Annotated in this window: 20 protein-coding genes and 1 pseudogene; 7 read left to right on the forward strand and 14 right to left on the reverse strand. The window is 67.1% G+C overall.

Annotated elements, in window-relative coordinates:
• Positions 1-196: 196 nt before the first annotated feature.
• From ABEA24_RS52750 to ABEA24_RS52785, 8 genes are all read right to left on the reverse strand, one after another.
• The gene (locus tag ABEA24_RS52750) at positions 197-2,107 is read right to left on the reverse strand and encodes a bifunctional metallophosphatase/5'-nucleotidase (RefSeq protein ID WP_345444467.1); all 1,911 of its coding nucleotides are present in this window, start codon (positions 2,105-2,107) and stop codon (positions 197-199) included.
• A gap of 215 nt (positions 2,108-2,322) precedes the next feature.
• Positions 2,323-3,195 carry a helix-turn-helix domain-containing protein gene (locus ABEA24_RS52755; protein WP_345444470.1) on the reverse strand — a complete coding sequence of 291 codons (873 nt, stop codon included), beginning with the start codon at positions 3,193-3,195 and terminating at the stop codon, positions 2,323-2,325.
• Positions 3,196-3,300: 105 nt separating this feature from the next.
• On the reverse strand, positions 3,301-3,924 hold the full coding sequence (locus ABEA24_RS52760; RefSeq protein ID WP_345444473.1) for an SGNH/GDSL hydrolase family protein: 624 nt from the start codon (positions 3,922-3,924) through the stop codon (positions 3,301-3,303).
• Between the two features lie 82 nt (positions 3,925-4,006).
• Entirely contained in the window at positions 4,007-5,614 is a 1,608-nt protein-coding gene (locus ABEA24_RS52765; protein WP_345444476.1) for a beta-N-acetylhexosaminidase, read from the reverse strand.
• 235 nt (positions 5,615-5,849) lie between these two features.
• A complete protein-coding gene (locus ABEA24_RS52770; protein ID WP_345444479.1) occupies positions 5,850-7,163 on the reverse strand; it encodes an ABC transporter substrate-binding protein in 1,314 nt (437 codons plus the stop codon).
• Between the two features lie 27 nt (positions 7,164-7,190).
• Positions 7,191-8,000, reverse strand: a complete 810-nt coding sequence (locus ABEA24_RS52775) for a carbohydrate ABC transporter permease (RefSeq protein ID WP_345444481.1) — start codon at positions 7,998-8,000, stop codon at positions 7,191-7,193.
• A gap of 9 nt (positions 8,001-8,009) precedes the next feature.
• Entirely contained in the window at positions 8,010-8,984 is a 975-nt protein-coding gene (locus ABEA24_RS52780; protein WP_345444483.1) for a carbohydrate ABC transporter permease, read from the reverse strand.
• Positions 8,981-10,291, reverse strand: a complete 1,311-nt coding sequence (locus tag ABEA24_RS52785; RefSeq protein ID WP_345444485.1) for a glycoside hydrolase family 36 protein — start codon at positions 10,289-10,291, stop codon at positions 8,981-8,983. The genes ABEA24_RS52780 and ABEA24_RS52785 overlap by 4 nt, the downstream gene beginning before the upstream one ends.
• Before the next feature lie 89 nt (positions 10,292-10,380).
• Between ABEA24_RS52785 and ABEA24_RS52790 the strand changes: the two genes are divergently transcribed.
• Both ABEA24_RS52790 and ABEA24_RS52795 read left to right on the forward strand, forming a co-directional pair.
• The gene (locus ABEA24_RS52790; RefSeq protein ID WP_345444488.1) at positions 10,381-11,631 is read left to right on the forward strand and encodes an ROK family transcriptional regulator; all 1,251 of its coding nucleotides are present in this window, start codon (positions 10,381-10,383) and stop codon (positions 11,629-11,631) included.
• 284 nt (positions 11,632-11,915) lie between these two features.
• Positions 11,916-12,143: pseudogene (locus ABEA24_RS52795) on the forward strand (helix-turn-helix domain-containing protein); the annotation flags it as partial.
• A gap of 7 nt (positions 12,144-12,150) precedes the next feature.
• Here the strand turns inward: ABEA24_RS52795 and ABEA24_RS52800 are convergent.
• The 3 genes from ABEA24_RS52800 to ABEA24_RS52810 all read right to left on the reverse strand — a co-directional run bounded on the left by ABEA24_RS52800 (position 12,151) and on the right by ABEA24_RS52810 (position 14,711).
• Complete coding sequence (locus ABEA24_RS52800) at positions 12,151-12,609, reverse strand: hypothetical protein (RefSeq protein ID WP_345444491.1); 459 nt, start codon at positions 12,607-12,609, stop codon at positions 12,151-12,153.
• A gap of 550 nt (positions 12,610-13,159) precedes the next feature.
• Positions 13,160-14,050: an alpha/beta fold hydrolase gene (locus ABEA24_RS52805; protein WP_345444493.1), complete on the reverse strand. Its 891-nt coding sequence runs from the start codon at positions 14,048-14,050 to the stop codon at positions 13,160-13,162.
• A 112-nt stretch (positions 14,051-14,162) separates the two neighbouring features.
• On the reverse strand, positions 14,163-14,711 hold the full coding sequence (locus tag ABEA24_RS52810) for a dihydrofolate reductase family protein (protein WP_345444495.1): 549 nt from the start codon (positions 14,709-14,711) through the stop codon (positions 14,163-14,165).
• A 213-nt stretch (positions 14,712-14,924) separates the two neighbouring features.
• On the opposite strand from ABEA24_RS52810, the gene ABEA24_RS52815 reads away from it, so the two are divergent.
• Positions 14,925-15,935 (forward strand): sigma-70 family RNA polymerase sigma factor, encoded by a 1,011-nt coding sequence (locus tag ABEA24_RS52815; RefSeq protein WP_345444498.1) that lies wholly within the window; start codon positions 14,925-14,927, stop codon positions 15,933-15,935.
• Between the two features lie 600 nt (positions 15,936-16,535).
• On the opposite strand, the gene ABEA24_RS52820 is transcribed toward ABEA24_RS52815, so the two are convergent.
• Positions 16,536-17,573 carry a sigma-70 family RNA polymerase sigma factor gene (locus ABEA24_RS52820; protein ID WP_345444501.1) on the reverse strand — a complete coding sequence of 346 codons (1,038 nt, stop codon included), beginning with the start codon at positions 17,571-17,573 and terminating at the stop codon, positions 16,536-16,538.
• Between the two features lie 306 nt (positions 17,574-17,879).
• Between ABEA24_RS52820 and ABEA24_RS52825 the strand changes: the two genes are divergently transcribed.
• A complete protein-coding gene (locus tag ABEA24_RS52825) occupies positions 17,880-18,056 on the forward strand; it encodes a YciI family protein (protein ID WP_345444504.1) in 177 nt (58 codons plus the stop codon).
• A 75-nt stretch (positions 18,057-18,131) separates the two neighbouring features.
• Positions 18,132-18,731, forward strand: a complete 600-nt coding sequence (locus tag ABEA24_RS52830) for a dihydrofolate reductase family protein (RefSeq protein ID WP_345444507.1) — start codon at positions 18,132-18,134, stop codon at positions 18,729-18,731.
• 119 nt (positions 18,732-18,850) lie between these two features.
• On the opposite strand, the gene ABEA24_RS52835 is transcribed toward ABEA24_RS52830, so the two are convergent.
• Positions 18,851-19,282 carry an LLM class flavin-dependent oxidoreductase gene (locus tag ABEA24_RS52835; RefSeq protein WP_345444510.1) on the reverse strand — a complete coding sequence of 144 codons (432 nt, stop codon included), beginning with the start codon at positions 19,280-19,282 and terminating at the stop codon, positions 18,851-18,853.
• Between the two features lie 64 nt (positions 19,283-19,346).
• Between ABEA24_RS52835 and ABEA24_RS52840 the strand changes: the two genes are divergently transcribed.
• Positions 19,347-19,469 carry a DUF1931 family protein gene (locus ABEA24_RS52840; protein WP_308209153.1) on the forward strand — a complete coding sequence of 41 codons (123 nt, stop codon included), beginning with the start codon at positions 19,347-19,349 and terminating at the stop codon, positions 19,467-19,469.
• 43 nt (positions 19,470-19,512) lie between these two features.
• Here the strand turns inward: ABEA24_RS52840 and ABEA24_RS52845 are convergent, their stop codons facing one another.
• The gene (locus ABEA24_RS52845) at positions 19,513-20,115 is read right to left on the reverse strand and encodes a TetR/AcrR family transcriptional regulator (protein WP_345444513.1); all 603 of its coding nucleotides are present in this window, start codon (positions 20,113-20,115) and stop codon (positions 19,513-19,515) included.
• Between the two features lie 92 nt (positions 20,116-20,207).
• Between ABEA24_RS52845 and ABEA24_RS52850 the strand changes: the two genes are divergently transcribed.
• Positions 20,208-20,349, forward strand: a 142-nt coding sequence (locus ABEA24_RS52850; RefSeq protein WP_345444527.1) for an NAD-dependent epimerase/dehydratase family protein, incomplete at its 3' end; no start/stop codon positions are given.

A 20,349-nucleotide genomic window follows, 5' to 3' on the forward strand; every position in this document is an offset into this window, starting at 1 on the left:
CCAGGTCGGGCTGATCCCTGACCTCGTCGCTCCATCGCTCCCGCCGAGGGCCGGAACTGTGGAGGTAATGACCTCGCTGTCCGGCCTTCCCCGCTCGTCCTCCTCGATACACGGGTCAGGTCGGCCACTCACAGCCGGTTCGGCGCGGGTGTGGTGAAGTCGCGCTCACCAGGTCGGGTGCCGTCATCGGAGGCCGTCAGCAGCGGGCGCCGGGCGGCAGCGGCGGCCGGGTGTCGCGGCCCGTGGCCGGTGGCGGCACGAACGCCGGGAGGGCGCCCCGTGGGTGCGGCGCGGTCGACGTGGCCCGGCCCAGCGCCGGCGGGGCGATCGTGCCGCGTGTCCGCACGTACCGGATGAACCCCTCATGGTCGAGACTGTGCCGCACCGCGTCGGTGTACTCGGTGAACGCCGGGTACCCGTCATACGCGAGCACCGTGTAGGCGTTCGTCGCGATCCGGTATGTCGCGTGCAGGTCGATCGGCGCACCGTTGATCCGCAGGTTCGCGGGGTCGATGCGCTCCCCGACCGGCTTCGTCGGGTCGTACGTGTAGCCGACCTCGGCGGAGACCGCGACCGGGCAGTACCGCACCGAGCCGTCGGGCTGTGTTTGCCACTGCTGTTCGAGTCCGCGATGGAAGGCGTCGCCGGTCATTGAGACCGTGACGATCGGGGAGTCGAACCCGTACACGGTCCACGCCTCGCCGAAGAGGATCGTCCCGTCGGTGTCCGCAGCGTTTGCCCCCTTCACGTACGGCAGGTCCCCGGACAGCGGGCTCCGTCCCTTCGGCGGTAGGACCGGCGTGAACGCGAAATGCGCGTGTCCATCGTTGCTCCGCAGGGTGTCCCACCGGATGAAGTCGGCGACCAGGTTGCCGAGCGTGCTCTCACCGTCGGCGTTCGGCATCCGGGTGAGATCGCCGGTCTGCCGCGCGATCGGCGTGGCGTAGAGCTTGTCGGAGCTGCGGGACCAGTAGTCGGCGATCTCCTGGATCTGCGGATCGACCGGCACGTCCCGGGTCACCGCATGGTTGGTGGACGTGGTCAGCTCGCGGATGACATGACCGGTGTCCCGATCGAGCTTCAGGTGGATCTCGTTGATGACCTGGCCGTAGTAGCCGGCCTCGACGACGGGGCGCGGCACGCCGTTCGGGTCCGGGATCATCATGTTGAAGCGGCAGTGCCAGTGACCGGTGATGATCGCGGCGATGTCGGGGTCGGCCTTCGCCGCCAGATCGAACGCCGGGCCGGTCGGGTTCACGCCCGAGTTGAAGTCCGGCCCGGCGTACCCACCCTCGTGCATGACGATGACGATCGCCCGGACGCCGCGGCGCTTCAGCTCCGCCGCCGACCGGTTGGCGGCCGCCACGAAGTCGGTCGTGGCGAGCGTCGGCTGATACGAGCAGTTGAATCCGGGACCGTCGACGCAGCCGTCGACCGTGACGTGGACGAACCCGATCGGCAGCCGGCGGCCGCCCCCCGCGTCGACGTACTCGATGTTGTACGCCGGGACGATCAGCCGGCCGTTGTCCCGGTACAGCACATTGCCGCTGTAGTACCGGAAGTCGGCGCCATGGAAGCGACGGCCGGTCGAGTCGACGAAACTGTCGAACGGCTCGTCGAGATGGTACGGCGCGCCCTTCTCCATGTGGTCGATCAGGAACCTCGGGCTCTTGTCCAGCTCATGGTTGCCGACCGAGGAGAACTGCAGCCCGAGAGCGTTCAACACCTCGATCGTGGGCTCGTTGTTCTGCGAGTCGACGTAGTAAGGCCAGCCCGAGAAGTTGTCGCCGGCCGAGCAGAAGATCGAGTTATGGTTGCCCTCGCGGAGCCGGTTCAGGTGCGTGGCAAGGTATCCGACGCCACCGACGGTGAGCTTCACCCCGTCGGCGCCGGTGATGACCCCGCCGTCGTTCGGCGCCGGCGGCTGCAGGTACCCGTGCAGGTCGGTGATGTTCAGCAGTTGGACGTCGACGTACCCGGTGCCACTGGCCGGGTCCGCCGAGGCGCGGGTGGAGAACGCGGTGGAGCCGACGGCCACACCGGCCGTCGCCACCCCGCCGGCCCGCAGTACCGCACGGCGGCTGACCTGCATTGCGTTGCTGTCCATGGGATCTCCCGTGTTCGCGGGCAGCAGCCACCCACGACGCGCCGAGGGGACGGGCGTCCACAATGGACTCAAGAGGTCGGGGGCGGCGTGCGCTGGGAGCGCACGGCAAGAACATAGGGCGGCACCCGGCGGTTCCCCATGCAGCGGGCGGCTGTGCTTTTGCCTGATCCCGCTGACCTCGTGAACGGCGAGGGATCCTCGGATATATGCGAGGGTCAGGCGTGCTCGTGCCGGCGGACGCGGGCCCGGTACGCGGAGGGGCTCTCGCCAAAGCGGCTGCGGAACTGACGGCTGAAGTAGTACGGCGAGGAGAAGCCGACGTCAGCCGCGATCCGGCCCACCGGATGGTCCGAGAACTCCAGCAGCGACGCCGCCTTGCGCAGCCGGGTGGCCAGCACGACGTTCACGATCGAGTTGCCGACCTCCTGGCGGAACAGGTGCGACAGCCTGGACGGCGACAGCGAGACCGAGCGGGCCAATTCCTCGATCGTGACCTGGCGCGCGGGATCCGCGACGATGCGGTCGAGCACGCACTGGATGCGCGGATCGGGCAAGTGCTTCTTGCGCTGCTCGTGCTCGACCACGGCCAGCAGCAGGATCTGCTCGATCGCATTGAGCGCGAGTTCGGTCGCGAACATGCCCGTCAGCTCACGGGACGGCGCGATCAGTCGCCCCTCCCCCACGTCCATCGTGGACTGCATCGCGTTGCGGTGCACGCGTTCGAACGCGGCGACGGCCTCGGCGAGGCGGTCGCCAGCAAGCCGGGTCAGGCTGAAGCCGGGCGAGATCTCGGGCAGCCGTAGCCAGGAGAACCAGGCCGCCCGCGGCTGGAAGTGCGCCCACCAGTAGCCCCACGGGCCACCGTCGGGCGAGGCGCGGTAGTGCTGCACCGCGCCCGGTGTGATCAGGACGAGATCGCCCGGGCGAGTCACGAGGTGCTGCCCGTCGGCCCAGTAGTCGGCGGTGTTGGTGACGGTGAGGCTCAGCATCCAGTTCCGCGCGCCGTGCTCGCGGTAGACGGTGAAGCCGGGCTTCTCGTCGAACCTGCCCGCGCACAACAGATCCGGAGCCGGAACCTCGGTGTACACGGGCTGGACTCTAGGTCCTCGCGGCCGAGCGCCGGCCGAGGGACGGGCAGCCGGTGCAGGCCGTCGGTGAGCCGGTTCGTTTGCACGGCAATGGGTTCGCCACAATTACAGTCCGAGCGCGATCCGGTACCGGTCATAGATCGCCCGGTGCCCGGCGTCGTTCGGGTGGAACCCGTCGGTGGTGTACTCGCCGAACGCCGGAACCCCTGCCGGATAGCGGTTCGAGTCGCAGTCGAACAAGTCAGTGAACGGGACGTACATGCCGTCGTGCTCGTGCGCCTGCTCCGCGATCAGCGCATCGTAGTGCGCGACGCGCCGGCAGTCCGTCCACGTCCCCCCGTCGCTCGGCATCCACACCCCGCCGACCACCAGCAGCGCGTCTGGCGCAGCGGTGCGCACCTGGTCCAGCGTGTAGGCACAGTCGGAGTAGAAGACGCTGTACTCCTGCCCCTCCCGCACGTTGTTGGTGCCCAGCATCACGAACGTCACATCCTCGCCGCCGCTGACGTTGGAGAACGAGGTGAAGACGGTGTTGCCGTTGGCATTATGGGTGTGAGTGCAGGTGCCGTAGGTGACCGGCCCGACCGACTCCAGGCAGGCCCGCATGAGATACCGCCAGGAGTTCCCCAAGGTACTGGCGAAGGATCCCCGGTAGCCGACGGAGTCCCCGAGGAAGTTCACCCGCAGCGTTCCGCTGTCGGGCCAGATGATTTTTCCTGCCTGAGTCACTGTCTGGGCTCCTTCCGCCTTCTGGTGGTAAGCCGCCGGACGGGACCGCACGTTGATGGACCGAGAGGCTGGTCAGACCGCTTCACCAGCCTTCGCGAAGGTTGCGGGTCCAGTCGGCGACCTTCGCCCGCCATGTGTCGGCCTCCTCGGGCCGTCCAGGTACGCCGGGCCGCTGTTGCCAGGGCAGTGGACCGCCGTCCGGGCGGAACTCCACGCCGAGCGCCGCGAGGCGGGGCAGGTGGCAGTCGAGTCGCCGCCCGAAGTCCGCCAGGTCCCGGTCCGAGCTGCTCCACACCGTCTCGGCGAACGCGGCGAGACGCGGGAAGGCCATGTAGTCCAGGTGCCGTGGGGAGTCGATGAGTTCCGTCCACAGGCAGCACTGTGAGCCGATGACGTGCTGGGCGGCCTGGTCGCCGGCGAGCGCGGCCGGTACGGGTTCGAAGGAGTAGACGTCCTCGAGGGTGAGCACCGTGCCGAACGGTACCGGCTCGTCCTCACCCGGAGCCTGCCGGTAGTCGAGGTAGGTCGAGGTGTTCGGGCAGGTGACCACGGCGTGCCCGGCCTTCGCGGCGGCCACGGCGCCGTGGTCGTCACGCCACGAGGCGATTACGGTGCCCTCGGGCGCGCCGCCCTCCAGGATCTCGTCCCAGCCGACCAGTTGCCGGCCGCAGGAGGACAGATGGTCGGCGAACCGGCCGATCATCCAGCTCTGCAGCTCCTCTTCGTCGCGCAGACCGAGCTCTCCGATCCGGCGTTGTGCGGCCGGGCTCGCCCGCCACTGGTCCTTGCGGCATTCGTCCCCGCCAACACAGATGTACGGGCTCGGGAAGAGCTCGAGGACCTCATCCAGTACGTTCTGGAAGAACGTGATCGTGTGTTCCTCAGTGTTCAGGACGTTCTCGCCGACACCCCACGTCGTCGCCACCTCGAGGGGTACGTCGAGGTTGCCGAGCTCGGGGTAGGCGGCGATCGCCGCCTGGGTGTGTCCTGGCAGGTCGATCTCCGGGACCACCGTGACGTGCCGACGCGTGGCGTACGCGACGATCTCGCGGATGTCGTCCTGGGTGTAGTAGCCGCCGTGGGGGCGGCCGTCCATGGCGCCGTTCCAGCCGACCTGGCTCTCCCGGCGCCATGCGCCGACCTCGGTCAGCCGCGGGTAGCGTCTGATCTGAAGTCGCCAGCCCTGGTCGTCGGTCAGGTGCAGGTGCAGGACGTTCAGCTTGTGCACGACCATCAGGTCGATGAACCGCAGCAGATCCGCCTTCGTAAGGAAATGCCGGGCGACGTCGAGAAGGCAGCCGCGCCAGGCGAAACGCGGCCGGTCCTCGATGTGTACGGCGGGCAGCGGCAGGGGCTGCCCGGCGGCCGCCCTGCGGAACGCCTCGGGCGGGAGCAGCTGACGGAGTGTCTGCGCGCCGTAGAAGGCGCCGGCCGGGTCGCCTGCCTCGATGAGCACACCGCCGGCTCCCGTCGACAGCCGGTAGGCCTCCGGCGGCATCTCCCGTACGGAGAGCGTGATCGTGCCTGAGCCCGTTCCCGGTAGCAGCCCACCGCCGACGACTGGGCCGAGCTCGGCTCTGAGCCAGGCGGCCACCTCGCTGAATGCCGGATCGGCGGTCAGGGCGGTGTGCTGGTCGAGAACGAACCGGCCTGGGCTGGTGTCGAGACGCACCGGCTTCGGGATGATCATCTATGTCCTTACTCTTCGCAGGTGATCTTCGCGGGCACGTCGACCTCGTCATCGATTTCGGCGTAGGACTCCACGGTCGTGCAGCGCTTGGCCGTCGGGTGCGGTCAGCGAACACATCGATCGGAGGGGCACGGTGGGTCGCCGCACGCACGGGGGAGGCACCCAGTGCGGCGGCGATACCCAGGCTCGTACCCCCGGCGAGGAGGGCTCGCCGGGTGATCATCAGGCTCCTTGGCTACTTGACGAGCGTGTTGCCGTCGGCGATGGCCCGGTCGGCGGCCTGCTGGGGCGCGAGCTTGCCGAGGTACATATCGTTGAAGGTCTGGTTGAGCTTGTTCTCGAACGCGGTGAAGCCGGTGGTGATGGGCAGATTGAAGGTGGTGCCCTTGGACTCCTCGAGGTAGGGGGAGACGTCCAGGCCCTTCTTCTTCCAGTAGTCGACGTAACCCTGGGACAGACCGTTCAGTGCCGGGAAGACGTAGCCGTCGTCAGACATGATCTTCTGCGCGTCGGCGCTGCCGAGGAATCCGGCGAGTTTCATGGCCGCCGCCTTGTGCGGGGACTTGGCGTAGACGGCCTCGGACAGCCCGTTGATGTTCACCGCGCGCCCGGCGGGGCCGGCCGGCATCGACGCGATGCCGATGCCGAAGCCGGCGTCGGGAGCCACGAACGGCAGGAGTGCGTTGTTGGCCGGGAACATCGCCACCTGGCCGTGTTTGAACATCTCGTTGATCTTGTCGCTGGGCGGGTTGGTCTGCGCGGCCGGCGGGGACACGTGGTACTTGTTCACCAGGTCGACGCCGAACTGCAGGGCCGCCACCGAGGCGGCGTCGTTGAAGACGTACTTGCCGAACGGCCGATCCAGGATCTTGCCTCCGTTGGAGGCCACCCAGTTCATCCACTGGGTCTGGTAGTGGTTCCAGGACGCGAAGCCGTACTGCTTGACCGCATTGGCGTCGAAGCCGACCTGGTCCGGGTGCCGGCCCTTGTCGTCGACCGTCAGCTTCCGTGCGATCTGCAGCAGCGTCCCCGAGCCGTCGGGAGCCCAGGTGAGCTTGTCCGGCATGGTGACGCCGGCCTTCTTGAACAGGTCCTTGTTGTAGAGCAGCCCGACGATGCCGAAGTCCTTCGGCACGCCGTACAGCTTGCCCTTGTAGGTGTATGACTGCACGACGTTCGGCTGGTATTGGGAGGTGTCGAGCTTGAGGGAGCCCAGGTCCGCCAGCACGCCCTTGGTCACGAACTCGGGGAACTCCGTGGTCTGCATCCAGAAGACGTCCGGTGCCGTGCCCGCGACCGCGTCCGCGGTCATCTTGGTCCAGTACTGGTCGTAGGGGAGCAGCTCGATCTTGACGTGGATGTCGGGGTTGGCCTTTTCAAAGGCCGCCATCACCTTCTGGTAGCCGACCTTCTGCTGGTCGTCCCAGAGCCGGTACGTGAGCGTCACCTTGCCTCCGGAGGCTCCTGAATCGCCTCCGCAGGCGGCCAGGGTCCAGAGCAGCGCGGCGCCGAGAAGAGCCGCGATCCAACGGAATCGGGAGGAGGACATCAGGGGCTGACCTCTCTTTGTTCGGTCTTACTTGAGGCCGGTGAGGACCACCGAGCGGACGATGTATCTCTGGAAGACGACAAAGATCGCCACCATGGGCAGCAGCGCGATCAGGCCGGCGGCCGTCATCAGGTTCGGGTCGACTCCGATGGCGCCCTTCAGCCCGGCGATCCCGACCGTGACGACCTTCGTGTCGTCGCCGCTGGTGATGATCAGCGGCCACATGAAGTTGTTCCACGACGAGATGACCGTGATGATCGCGAGAGTGCCCATGGCGGGCCGGGACAGCGGCAGGAAGATACGCACCAGGATGGTGAGCGGACCCGCGCCGTCGATGCGCGCCGCGTCCTCCAGCCCGGCGGGCAGGGCGCGGAAGAACTGCCGCATGAGAAAGATCCCGTACGGCGTGCCGAGAAGATACGGCGCGAGCAGTCCCCACCATGTGTTGACCAGGTGCAGCTCACGCATGATGAGAAAGAGCGGGATCATGGTGACCGCGCTGGGCACCATCATCGTGGCGACGTACAGCCAGAAGAGTACGTCCCGTCCGCGGAAACGCAGGCGGGCGAACGCGTACGCCGCGAAGGTCGTGAACACGAGTTGCCCCACGGTCAGCGCGGCGGTCATCAGCACCGAGTGGGCGATGTAGCCGGCGAAGCCGGAGCGCAGCACGTGGCCGAGGTTGGCGAACGTGGGCGGCAGTGCGGGCAGCCACGGCTGGGTGGAGTTGAGCTGCCGCCGGGTCTTCAGTGCGGTCAGCACGACCAGCAGGTAGGGGAAGACGGAGATGAGGGCGCCGGCGACGAGCACGAGGTAGAGCACGATGCGCTTGACCATGTTTTCTCCTCAGCTCAGGTCGTAGGTGGTGCGCTTGGTGAAGAACCGGACCTGGACGAGCGTCACCGCGAGGATGAGCACGAAGAGAAGCGTGGCGAGCGTCGATGCGTAGCCGAAGTCGAACTGGCGGAAGGCCGTCTCGAAGATCCGGAAGTTGAGGACCTCCGTGCTCCGGCTCGGCCCGCCGTCCGTCATCGCGTAGACCGTGTCGAACACCTGGAAGGCGCCGACCAGGTTCGTGACGGTGACGAACAACATGGTCGGGTTCAGCAGCGGCAGGGTGATGCGAAAGAACCGCTGGGCCGGGTTCGCGCCGTCGGTGGCCGCGGCGTCGTACAGCTCCTGGGGGATGCCCTGCAGCCCGGCCAGGAAGAACAGCATGGTGTAGCCGGTGTACTGCCAGACGTTCACCAGTGCCACCGACGGCAGCGCCCACGCCGGGTCGGTCAGCCAGTTCGGCCCCCTCACGCCGGCGAGGTCGAGCAGCCGGTTGAGCGCGCCGTCCCGCGGATCGAAGATCCAGGTCCAGACGAGGCCCATCACAATCGGCGTGGCCATCCACGGCACGACGAACAGCGCGCGGAAGAACCGTACCCCTCGGATCCGCTGGTTCAGCAGGAGCGCGAGGAGCAGCGCGAGCACGGTCTGCAACGGGATGCAGAGGAGCACGAACAGCACGGTCAGCCACACCGAATGCCAGGTGCCACCGTCACCGGCGAGCCGCCGGTAGTTGGCCAGGCCGGCGAAGGTGGGCTCGGACAACAGCTCCCAGTGGAACAGGCTCAGGCCCAGCACGATCAGCAGCGGCAGCAGCAGGAAGCCGCACACACCGAGCAGGCTGGGGGCGATGAACAGGTAGGCGTACCGATCGCTGCGACCGCTCCGGCGACGACGCCCGGCCCCCGCCGTTACGGCGCCCGGCTGGTCGGCCGGGTCGCCACGGTCGGCCTGCGCGGTCAGACCGCCCTCCATGCTGCGCGTCATGACGGATCCGTCCGTGTCGGGACCATGAGCCGCCGGGTGGTGTCCAGGCCCCACGTGTCGAGCGCGGAGATCGGATCGCTGGATCCACGCAGGCCACCGGTCGTTTCGATATGCGCCGCCCATTCCGCCCGCGCCTCGACCTCGGGCCGGGCCATGATGCAGTCGGGGTCGTTGACCCACCAACGGGCGTGCAGGAACTCACGCGCCGCTCCAGCGAGCCGGGCGCCCAGTTGCGACGGCTGACTGATGTCGCCCGCCTTCGGCAGGACCCGCGGCGCGGTGTCGGGGCTGACCCGCATGATGTCGACGAGGCCGATGCTCGGCAGCATCGGAGCGCCGCACCCGTGCAGCGTCGCGTCCGGACCGGCGCCCGTACGGATGAGCTCCAGACCCCAGCGGTAGGCCGCGATCGGATCGATGTCCTCGTGCCGCCGACCGCGCAGGGCACCGGCGTAAAGGTAGTCGAGCTTGAAGTGATCGATTCCCAGCGCGGCGAGGTTGCGGAAGACCTCGACCAGGTGAGTGGCGGCCTGCGGATGGGTGACGTCGAGTACCGCGAGGTCCTGATCCCACATCGTCCCCGCGTGCGCGTCCCGCACGAGCCAGTCGGGATGCTCCCCGTGGATCCGGCTACGCCGGCCCACCAGGAACGGAGCCACCCAGATACCGGCCCGCCGGCCCGCCTCGCGCACGGCGCCGACGGCCCGCTCCAGCGACCCGAAGCCCGGCCGGAGCTCCAGCCAGTCGCCGATCTCGGCTTCGTAACCGTCGTCGATGAGGAACATGTCGGCGCCGATGCGGTGCCGCTCGGCGAGGGCGAGGTTGTCGAGTACGTCGGTGTCGGTGACCTTGTCCCAGTAGCCGTACCAGGAACACCACATCGGCGGCACCGCCGGGAAGTCCGCAGGCGCGTGACCCTCCGCCACGGTCGCCGCCCAGTGCCGGAGCGCCGCGCCGAGATCGCCGTCGCTCGCCGTGTGGCGTACGGGACCGTCGGCGGACACACGCAGCCGGTCGCCGTGCCGGCGGGCCCGGATCGAGGGCACCAGCGTCGGGCTGGGCGCCGAGAAGACCGAGACCGGGCCTCCGTCGCCAGGATCCACGGCCAGCAGGCCCTCGCCCTGGAAGGCTCCGGCCGGGACCGGCGTCTCCGGGCGGTAGCAGATGATCTGCACGTTGTCGTCGGCGGCCCGCGGCGGGGTCTCCTCGAGACGGTAGACGCCGGTCGGACTCCACGACTGCCAGCCGAACTCGAAGACCCGCGTCCGCGAGGTGACCATGATCTCTCCGACGTCGGTGAACGGCATCTAACACCCCACTTCGGGAGGTACTTATTAAGGAGACCATCATTAGTACATCGGTTCTCGGCTGAGGGCAATGGGGCCGAGAGGGTATCTTGGGTCCGACTTGGAGTAAGCCGGTAGGATTCGCCTGGCCTTTAGAAGGAGACCTCCTGATGTCGAGCCTGTCGTTGAAAGGCGGCGATCTGTCCAGGTTGCGGCAGCTCAACTCGGTGTCCGTGATCAAGGCGCTCCGCGGTGCCGAGCCCGCGACTCTGTCGATGCTCGCCGAGCGCACGGGCCTGTCGCGACCGTCGACCAAGGATGTCGTCGACGAGCTGACCGGCCTGGGATGGGTGGAAGAGGTTCCCCCCGCCGCAGGCGCCATGGGCAGGCCGGCGCGACGCTACCGGTTCCGCGCGGACGGCGGCCATCTTGTGGGCGTCGACATCGGTGCACACAACATCCGCGCGGCCCTCGCCGACCTCGACGGCAACGTCCTCGCCGAGACGCGTCGGCCGGCGCGGCCCGACGCGCCGCTGGAGGAGCGGCTGGCAGCGATCAAACGTGCGGCCCTAAGCTGCCTCGATCTGGGCGGGCTGACGATGTCCGACCTGTGGATGGTGGCGGTCGGCACGACCGGGCTGGTGACTCCGGAGGGGCGCATCATCATGTCGGCGTCGATTCCGGCGTGGAAGGACCTCGATCTGGCGGGTCTGCTGGGGGAGACGTTTCCCTGCCGGGTGTTGATCGAGAACGACAGCCGCCTGGCCGCACTGGCCGAGACGAGGCGCGGAGTGGCACGAGGCGCCAGAGATGTGGTGTTCCTGCACGTCGGGCGGCGTATGGGCACCGGGTTGATTCTTGACGGCAAGCTGCACCGTGGCTTCGGTGCGGCGGCAGGGGAGATCGTCATGTTGCCGGAGACCGGCTGGGTCACCGCGCCGGAGGATCTGAACAGCTCCGCGGTCGTCCCGGAGGGCACGCCGATCGAGGACGCGGCAGGCTTCACTCTGGCCGCAGCGAGGAACGGCGATGCGACGGCGCTGGACGCCGTCGGGCGCTTCACCAAGAAGCTCGCGGTCGGCGCCGCCGCGGCAATCCTTCTGCTCGACCCGGAGATCGTGGTGCTGGGCGGAGGCTTCTCCCGCTCGGCCGACGTGCTGCTGCCGCCGCTGCGCCACCGGCTCGAACGGGTCTGCCTGCGCATGCCGAAGCTCCGCGGGTCCACGCTCGGCGACGAGTGCGTGGTGCTCGGTGCCATCGACTATGCGATCGACCACCTCGACCAGTTCTTCTTCGCACCCGACGGCCCCGCCCTGCGCCCGCCGGTGCGCCCGGCCATCGTCCCCGAACGGACCGTCTAGAGCCGATCAGCTCACGAGCGCACGCCAGCGCGGTGGGAGTGGCCACCAGCACCCGGCGGGCGCCGGTGTACGGCCGGTGCCCGTGGCCGACCAGCACGTTGTCGATCAGCAGCAGGTCGCCGGTGCGCCAGTCCACGTCGACGGCGGGGGCGAGGTCCTAGGTGTACTGCCCAGGCAGGTTGGTTGAGGTTGTGTGACGACACGGTCTGAATCTGCGTGACGGCGAAGGCCTCCGGTTGTGGAGTGGAGCTGTCTAGGAACCGCTCCGCCAACAGGAGGCCTTCGTGTCCCACGCTAACGCGGCTTTGACCCCTCGCGCGCGTCTTCGGCTCGCGCGTCTGATCATCGATGACGGCTGGCCGATCGCCCGGGCCGCCGAACGCTACGACGTGTCCTGGCCCACGGCCAAGCGGTGGGCCGACCGCTACGCCCAACACGGTGTCGCGGGGATGACCGACCGCTCCTCCCGACCGCATCACAGCCCGACCCGGCGTCCATCAGCGTCAGCACGAAGCCGGCTTAGCCGAAGCTGTCGTGCAGCCGGATGGCGGCGCGCAGGAACTGTGCCGGTGTCGCCACCTGCCGCTCGGCCTCGTACTCCCCTGTCGTGACCCGGATGCCCTGGCAGGGACTGGCCGGGATCTTCCGCGCCCGTACCCCCACGTTCATGATCGTGGAGAACAGCGCGAAGACCGACGCCACCGTCGGCTCGGCGAGCTCGTCATGAAGTTCGTTGACCCAGCCTTGTGCCTCCAGATGGTTGTTGAAGATCAGTATGAGCGGCCAGTCCTCCCACTGCGGAAGGACATGGTTGTCCAGGTAGGACCGGTACTTGGCCTGCGTCGTGATGGCCAACCGGGAGCTGGCCAGCCAGGCCTCGGCGAAAGTCCCGAACGGCGTCTCGGATTCCTGGGGATCGATCCACGGCTTCTTGTAGCGGGCTCTCCATCCCTTGCCATGTCGTTGCGCGTACGCCATCGCCTCAACCCTTCTACTCCGTGCAGGTTGCTGAGTCGGCTTCCGGAGTTCCACAGGCGACGGCGCAGATCACACGCCATGCCTCCGGCGCCCCCGGAGACGAGGAGTCGACCCGGCCGGCTGTCTCGCGCCGGACCGGACGATCTCCTCGAGATCGTTTGTCGCTGAAGCGCAGGTGCTTGCCAAGGAAGGTGCACGGGATCATCCGTGCAGCGGCCTTCTTCCGCAGCCAGGACTCCGGCACCTTGAGCAGCTCTGCCGCCTCCGCGGGAGTATGCAGCTGGGGGCACTCACCTCATCGCCTCCGTCTCCGTGGAAGGGAGCGGCTCTGAGGCAGACGGCGAATACTGCGCAAGGAACCAGAGCATTGCAGGCGTCACGTTCGGAGCTGGAGGGGATAGCTCCTCGGTGCGAGGCACGCGCGCGGCGGCATCAGCTCCGTCTTGAGCCAGACCGTCGTACGACGCCGGTCCGAGCTCGGAATCCGAAGCATATTGGCTGCTCAGCGCTGCGCGCCTGGCTTTGCGGTGAGGATCCTCTCCCCTATGCCTCATTGCGCGTCACCATCTGAATCGGTGGCTTGGGACAACAGGCTGGCGCCCAGCTGACACTGAGCCTCTGTCGGCGCCACACCGATGAATGAGCGTCCGAGTGCGCGGGCGGCCAGCCCGGTGACAGCATTGTCGGCGAACATGTCGAGCACGGTGCCGCCCGGCGGCTGGGTGGTCATCGCGTAATGAGCGCCCTGCGTTTGGAGGATTCTGCACAGTGGGCCGAGCCGCTCTGCCCTTTTCTCCCAGCCGTATTCCCCCGATGGAAAGGCGATGTCATTGACCGGGTTGACGCAGCTGGTCTTGATCTGTCCGCTGCCGAGCAGCTGATAGAAGGTGGTGAGATCGAGCTTGTCGGTGAAGAACGCGACGGGTACCGGCGTCAATGCGGCGTACAGCGCATCCGCGTCGGCCAACTCCATGTCGTTGCAGGCGCGCTCCCGAATCAGCTCGAATGGGAGCAGGATCCCCTGTGTCGGGTCTGCCATGCCGAAGGCGGCGCTCGTTTCGGGCGGAAACTCGTCGGCCAGTGAGTTCCCGTCGGACACGGTGAGAGAACTGAGAAACACCAATCGTTTGATTCGGTCGGGGAGCTGTTCGGCGGCTTTGGCGATGAAACTGCCTGCGATCGAGTGGCCGACCAGCACAACGTCGTCGAGTGTGTGGTCGCGTAGATATCCCACGAGTGAAGCGACCCCGTCGGCGTGGGTGAGGTTCATGGGCTCTCCAGGGCCGTGTCCGGCGAGCGTAGGCGTGTGCACCGTGTTCCCGTGGCGGCGCAGCACGGTTGCGACGTGATCCCACGTCGCTCCGGTCTGAAAGGCTCCGTGTACCAGCACGAAAGTCACGCTCTGTTTCGAGACCTCGGGTGAAACCGGTGATGTCGTCATTGTCGATTTTCTTTCTCTGGTCGAAGTGTTGAGGTTGGCAGCCGAGTTCACGATTTAGGCTGATGCTGCTGGCGGGAACCAGCACAGTGGGAGATCGCGGCTTGCCGGTCGGTTATCGCTGCACCTCGTAGGTCAGCTTGACAACCTGCGAGAAAGCCTTCACAGCTGCGAGTTTCAATGCGGCGTCCTGCCCGGCGCGGAAGTAGTGCTGCTGTCCTTTACCTACCAACAAGGGATAGATAGTGAGGTCGATCACGTCGATTAGCCGTTCGCGGAGCAATGCTTCCCCGAACCGGCCGTGGCCGAGAATGAGCAGGTTTCTTCCGTCCTGCTGCTTGAGTTGTGCCACTTCGGCGACGGCGTCGCCTCGGATGATGGTGGGGTCACCCCAGTCGGCCTTGTCCAGCGTGGAACTGAACACGTACTTCGGGATTTCGTTGAGCCGGTCGGCCCACATCGGCTTGTGAGTACCGCCGCCGCCATACAGGTTGGCGAAGGCTTCATAGCTGCTGCGGCCCAACAACAGGGCGTCGCACGACTCGAGTAGACCGAGGCCATCCCGCAGGTAGGCTTCATCCTGGTAGTTGCCGACCCCCATAGCCACGGGGTCTTCGGTGACGCCATCCGCCGAGGCCAGAACGTACTCGATCACCTTCCGCATAACCTCGCTCCTTCCTTGATCGAACCGGGTAGCCGATTGCGGGGTGGATCGCGGCCGCGCCGGGGTTCGGTGCCCGGCACTGACTGCTCGCCAATCGGTGGCGAATGTATAGACACCGAGTTCGCAGGAAACTGGCCGTCTCGGGCCGACCAGTTTTCGGCACTGCCGGTGTCTATACATAAAGAAGGCAGGTACTCAGGTCCAGGAGGCGTAGTGGCGAACGGTGAATTCACGGTCCGGGCACGTGCTGGCGACAGCGATGCGTTCCGAGAGCTGACCGAGCCATATCGGTGGGAGTTGCAGGTGCACTGTTACCGCATGCTCGGATCGTTCCAGGACGCCGAGGACGCAGTGCAAGAAACGCTGCTCGCCGCCTGGCAGGGTCTCGCGGGGTACGACGAGCGCGCCTCGATCCGCACGTGGCTCTACCGGATAGCGACCAGACGCTGCCTCAACGCGCGTCGCTCAGCGAGCCGACGCCCGGTCAAGGAGTGGGATGTGCCTAACGTCACGCCACCGGAGCCGACCCGCCTCGGCGAAATCGTCTGGCTACAACCCTTTCCCGAAGCTTTGCTCTCGGACATCTCCGACTCGCCTCTAGGACCGGAGTCCCACTACGACAAGACCGAATCGATCTCATTGGCGTTCGTGACCGCGCTCCAGGCCCTGCCGCCGCGCCAAGTCGCCGTGCTCATCCTGCGTGATGTCCTCGGATTCCACGCCCGAGAGGTCGCCGAGATGCTCGACACCACTGTGGACACCGTCAACGGTGCACTCAAACGGGCGCGCGTTGGTTTGCAGCGCTACCGCGGCATCGTGGCGAACCGTGAGCCCGCACCACCGGCCGGTTCCTCGTCCGAAGACTCGGTCACCGCCCGTTTCGTCCAGGCGTTCGAGTCGAACGATATCGACGCGCTGGTGGCCCTGCTGACCGATGATGTCTTCATATCGATGCCGCCATTGCCGTTCGAGTACGACGGGCGCGCAGCGGTGTCCGGCTTCTGGTCGACGATGTTCGACATGGGTCGCCAGGTGAACCTAATCGCCACCCGGGCCAATGGTCAGCCCGCGTTCGGCACCTATCTACACACGCCGAACGGTGTCCGAGACGGTACCGGTCTCATCGTTCTCACGCTCAGCGGCGATCGCATCTGCGCTATGACACGCTTCGACAGCAGCGCCCTGCCGTGGTTCGGCCTACCACGCTCACTTCCAGACCAATAACACGCTGACGTTGCAACTGGACTCCGCCCCACCGGACCTGCGCGCAGCCATGGGCACCCCGATCTGATACGCCTCCTGCAAATCTGCATGCCCCGGCCCGCACCATCGGTGGGGTCGACGGCAAACGAAACGTAGATCTAGCCCGCTTTGCGTTTGCGTCGTGACGCGCTGTGATTTCGAGTGGGGGTGAGAGACCTTCGCCGCCGGTCTGTCGCTGCAGCTCGGTAGAAGCGGAGCGCAGTCTGACCTGGGAGACGCCGGGGAGGGCGGGAAGCAGCGCTGCCGAAGCCGGGACGGTCCGAACAACCAGACGGATCGGGCCCGGCGAGCGAGATCGGACGGCATACGGACAGGAACCGGTAGAAAGAACAGCTTTGTAGCGAGGCACCGGCTCAAATCTGGTGGATATGGGCCGAGGCACAGTGCACGACAACCCGTCTCGGGTGGTCGGCTCCGGAGCCGGCTAGGTGTGCCGGTGGGAGGCCACGGTGAAGGACTGCGGCGTAGCCGTGGCGACGCTGCCGGAGCAAGGCTGGGTGTCTACCCGATCAATCGATACCCCAGTGAACAGACGCCACGGCGTGGCCCCCCAGAAGTCAGTCACTCTGTTTCGGGGAGGGTTCGGGGCAGTCCGAAGCGCGTCATGACGTTGGTGTTGCTGAAGCCGGTGATGGCGGTGATGGTGTCGCCGGCGGTGGTGATGACCAGGAGGGTGTAGGCGCGATAGACGCCGGCGTGGGGGTCTGCCAGGTACACGCCGAAGGCGGGCTGTCCGTTGGCGCGGGTGGGTACCACGCGGTAGGTGCGGCCGGGGCGGAAGACGACGGCGGAGAAGAGGCGCTGAGCTGAGTCGAGACCGCGGTATTCCAGCATGACCGGGGGCATGGAGAGTCTCACGTCGGTGACGAGCAGGTCGATCAGGGCGTCCAGGTCGGCGCGTTCCAGGGCGTCGGTGAACCGGGCGACGAGCCGGTGTTCGGCCGCGGTGTCGGGTTGGCGCGCAGGCCTGCCACTGCCGGTGCTGCCGTCGTCGGCGAGGTGGTTGTCGACGGTGGCGCGGGCGCGTTTGAGGGCGCTGTGCACCGATTCCTGGGTGGCATCGAGCATCTGGGCGACTTCGGCGGCGTGGTAGCCCAGGACGTCGCGGAGGACGAGCGCGGCGCGCTGGCGCGGGGGCAGCAGTTGCAGGGCGGTGATGAAGGCCAGGGAGATGGCCTCGGTGCTCTCGTAGCGGGCCTCCGGTCCAGGGCGCTGGTCGACGAGGTGGTCGAGCAGGACGTCGGGGTAGGGTTCCAACCAGGCGGGGTCGCCGGCACCGGTGGGCTCGGGCAGGGTGGCCTCGGGCAGCGGGGGCGCGATGCGGGGGCGGCGGCTGTTGGCGCGCAACATGTCCAGGCACCGATTGGTCGCGATCTTGTAGAGCCACGTCCGCAGCGAGGACCGCTGGCCGAACTCGCCGAGGTTACGCCAGGCGGACACGAGGGTCTCCTGGAGCGCGTCCTCGGCGTCCTGCAGGGATCCCAGGATGCGGTAGCAGTGCACCTGCAACTCCTGAGAGTGGCCCTGGACCAGGTCGCGGAACGCGTCGTGGTCGCCAGCTCGAGCCCGAGCGATCAGATCCGTGGTGTCCATCTCCATCGGCACGCATCCTCGCACTTCTACTTTCCGCAGCGCCGCGTTCGGCTTGCATACCGATACTGACGCCGTCGTGCCTGCGAATTGGGCGGTGTCTGCGCGCCCAATTAACGGCCGCGCCGGCGTCTACCTGATTGGAGGCGGTCCCAGTCCCGGGGCGCGGCCCCGGACACAGAACAGGACCACAGATCATGGCCAACCACGTTTTCTCCTGCCGCGTGCCCTCCGGCTACAGGCCCAACGCCGGGACACCGGCCGACTGGCAAGCCCGGCGGACTCGGCGCGGCCCTGGTGGACACCGGCCACGCGGTGACCGATTACGCCTCGCTCGGCGAGGTCGGCGGCAGCGACTCCCGGATGATCGGCCACTCGGTGGTGTCCGCCGAGGACATGGACTCCGCGCTCGCGCTGGCCAAGGACTGCCCGGCGCTGCGCGTCGGCGGCGGGGTCGAAGTCGGCCCCGCGATGGAAACCGCCGCCTCGTGAGCGACGCCATGACCGCATCGACGGCGCACCGTCGAGACCAGTAATGACCGACAACATTGTCAAAGGAGTACGGAAATGGGAAAGATCGTCATCACCTCGAATGTCACACTCGATGGCGTGGTCCAGGACCCGGACGGCGAGGAGGGCTTCGAGCGGGGCGGCTGGTTCCACCAGTACGTGGGGGCCAACGACCTCGAAGACTGGGTCGCCCGCGAGACGCAGGAAGCGCTGGATGCCGAGGCGCTACTGCTGGGCGGGCGGACCAGTGAGTGGTTCGCGGACCGGATGACTGCGCGCAATGAAGCGGAAGGCCGCGTAAGCCCCGAATGGGCGAACAGAGTGAAAAGCCTCCCCAAGTATATCGTGTCGTCGACTCTCGAGGATCCTCAGTGGAGCAACGCCACGGTCCTGGGCGGCGATGTGGTGAAAGAGGTTTCGGAGCTGAAGCGGAAAGTGGACGGGGAAATCCTGGTCTACGGCAGCTATCAGCTCGTGCGCACACTGATAGAACACAACTTGGCTGCTGAACTGCGGCTGGTAGTCTTCCCGGTCGTGCTGGGATCCGGGCTGCGTATCTTCGACGAGACCAGCGACAAGAAGCCGCTGCACCTGGTCGACACTCGAAAGATGGGTGACGGCCTGGTGTTCTACACCTACGAGTTCGTGCAAGGCTGACGGCTGTAGACGTGCCGAATTCGCGTTCGTCGGTGTTGAAGTAGCGTCCCCCGTTTTGACGGAATTCGGGGAGAAGCTTGGTGGCGGGCGGGTTGATGGGATCGCGGAGCCATCGTAGGTCAAGAACGAGACCCACTCGGTGTTGATGTCGAGCCCATCGCCCGCACCGTTCCCGCACGGTGCAGCAGTTCGCCGAGGGCACGCACGGACAACGCGGGGGCCCAGGGCTTCGGCAAAGTCAGCTGGTCGAGGCTCGCGATCTCCTTGGCCGCGATGATGGGGTCGCGTTCGATGAGGAGAAGGATCCCGGTGCCGAGCAGGAGCCGTTCGGTCGTCTCGGCCATCGCGGTGAGGGTCACGAACGGATCGAGCGTCCGGTAGTACTTCCGCGGAAGCTCGTCACCCTCAGGCCATGGCGACTCCCGCTTCACCGGGATGTGCGTGTGCTCGGCGATGAACACCGACTCGAAGCCGCGCCGCTCGAGTTCGCCGCCCAGCCGCGCAGGATGAATGCCCTCATCCGTGACGAACGTCGCGATGCCGAATCTCATGGGTGCCCCCGAATCTCCCTGCTGACTCCTTCCCCAAGGTGGGCGTCCCGGCAAACGCGACATCATCCAGCCGCACGATCTACCCGTGACCAAGGGCTTGCAGGAGAGCATCCACGAGTTCCGCAAGCTCGACGAGGAGATCGAGCTCGAGTCGCTCCTCGAGCGGCTCGCCAAGCACCCGCCGTAGGTGCCGTCCTCCGTACGTCCCGGGTCGCGGGCGCTCGTGCGCCTTAGCCTTCCGTGGCCAGCGAGTCGATCCAGCGCTCGAGCCGCTCACCCTCCCGGGCCATCAGCTCGGGGTCGCGGAAGGTGTTGGTGAGCAGCGAGATCCCCTGGTAGCTGGCGATCAGGGCGACCGCGATGTCACGGGCGTCGGTCCGGCCCATCTCGCGGAACTGCCGCTCGCCCCAGTCAAGCAGGATCCGCATGACCTCCGCCGCGGTGCGGTCGAGGCCGTCGGCCCGTTTGTCGAGCTCCGAGCTGAGGGTGCCGAAGGGGCAGCCGAACTGCGCGGCGAGTTCGCGCTGCTCAACCCACCCGCTGATGAGCGCCTTCAGTCGGTCCTGCGGGGCGGGGAGCTGGTCGAGTGAGGCGATCATCGCCTCAAGGCTCTGCGCGTGTGCGCCGATGGCCGCCTCGACCAGCTCGTCCTTGGTCTTGAAGTAGTAGTAGACGTTGCCCACGGGGACGTCGGCGGCCCGCGCGATGTCGGCGAGCGTCGTCTTCTCGACGCCCTGCTCGTGGAGCATCCGCACCGCGGCGGCCGTCAGCCGCTCTCGTTTGCCGCGCCTGGCGGCGACCTCACCGCTGCCGCTTCTCTTCGAGTCAGTCACCTAACTAACTATAGACAGCCGCCGGCGGATTGGCTATGGTCCTCCTCAGTTAGCCAACTAACTCAGTACGGATCGATCAACAGGAGAAGGCCATGATCGTTATCACGGGAGCGACCGGGAACGTCGGTGGACGGCTCGTCCAGTTGCTCGCAGCGGCAGGCGAGCAGGTGACGGCGGTCTCACGGCGCGCCCCGGCCGCCGGCCTGCCGGATGGAGTCCGGCACGTGGCGGCGG

Origin of the sequence: Actinoallomurus vinaceus (assembly GCF_039542055.1) — a bacterium.
Lineage (GTDB): Bacteria > Actinomycetota > Actinomycetes > Streptosporangiales > Streptosporangiaceae > Actinoallomurus > Actinoallomurus vinaceus.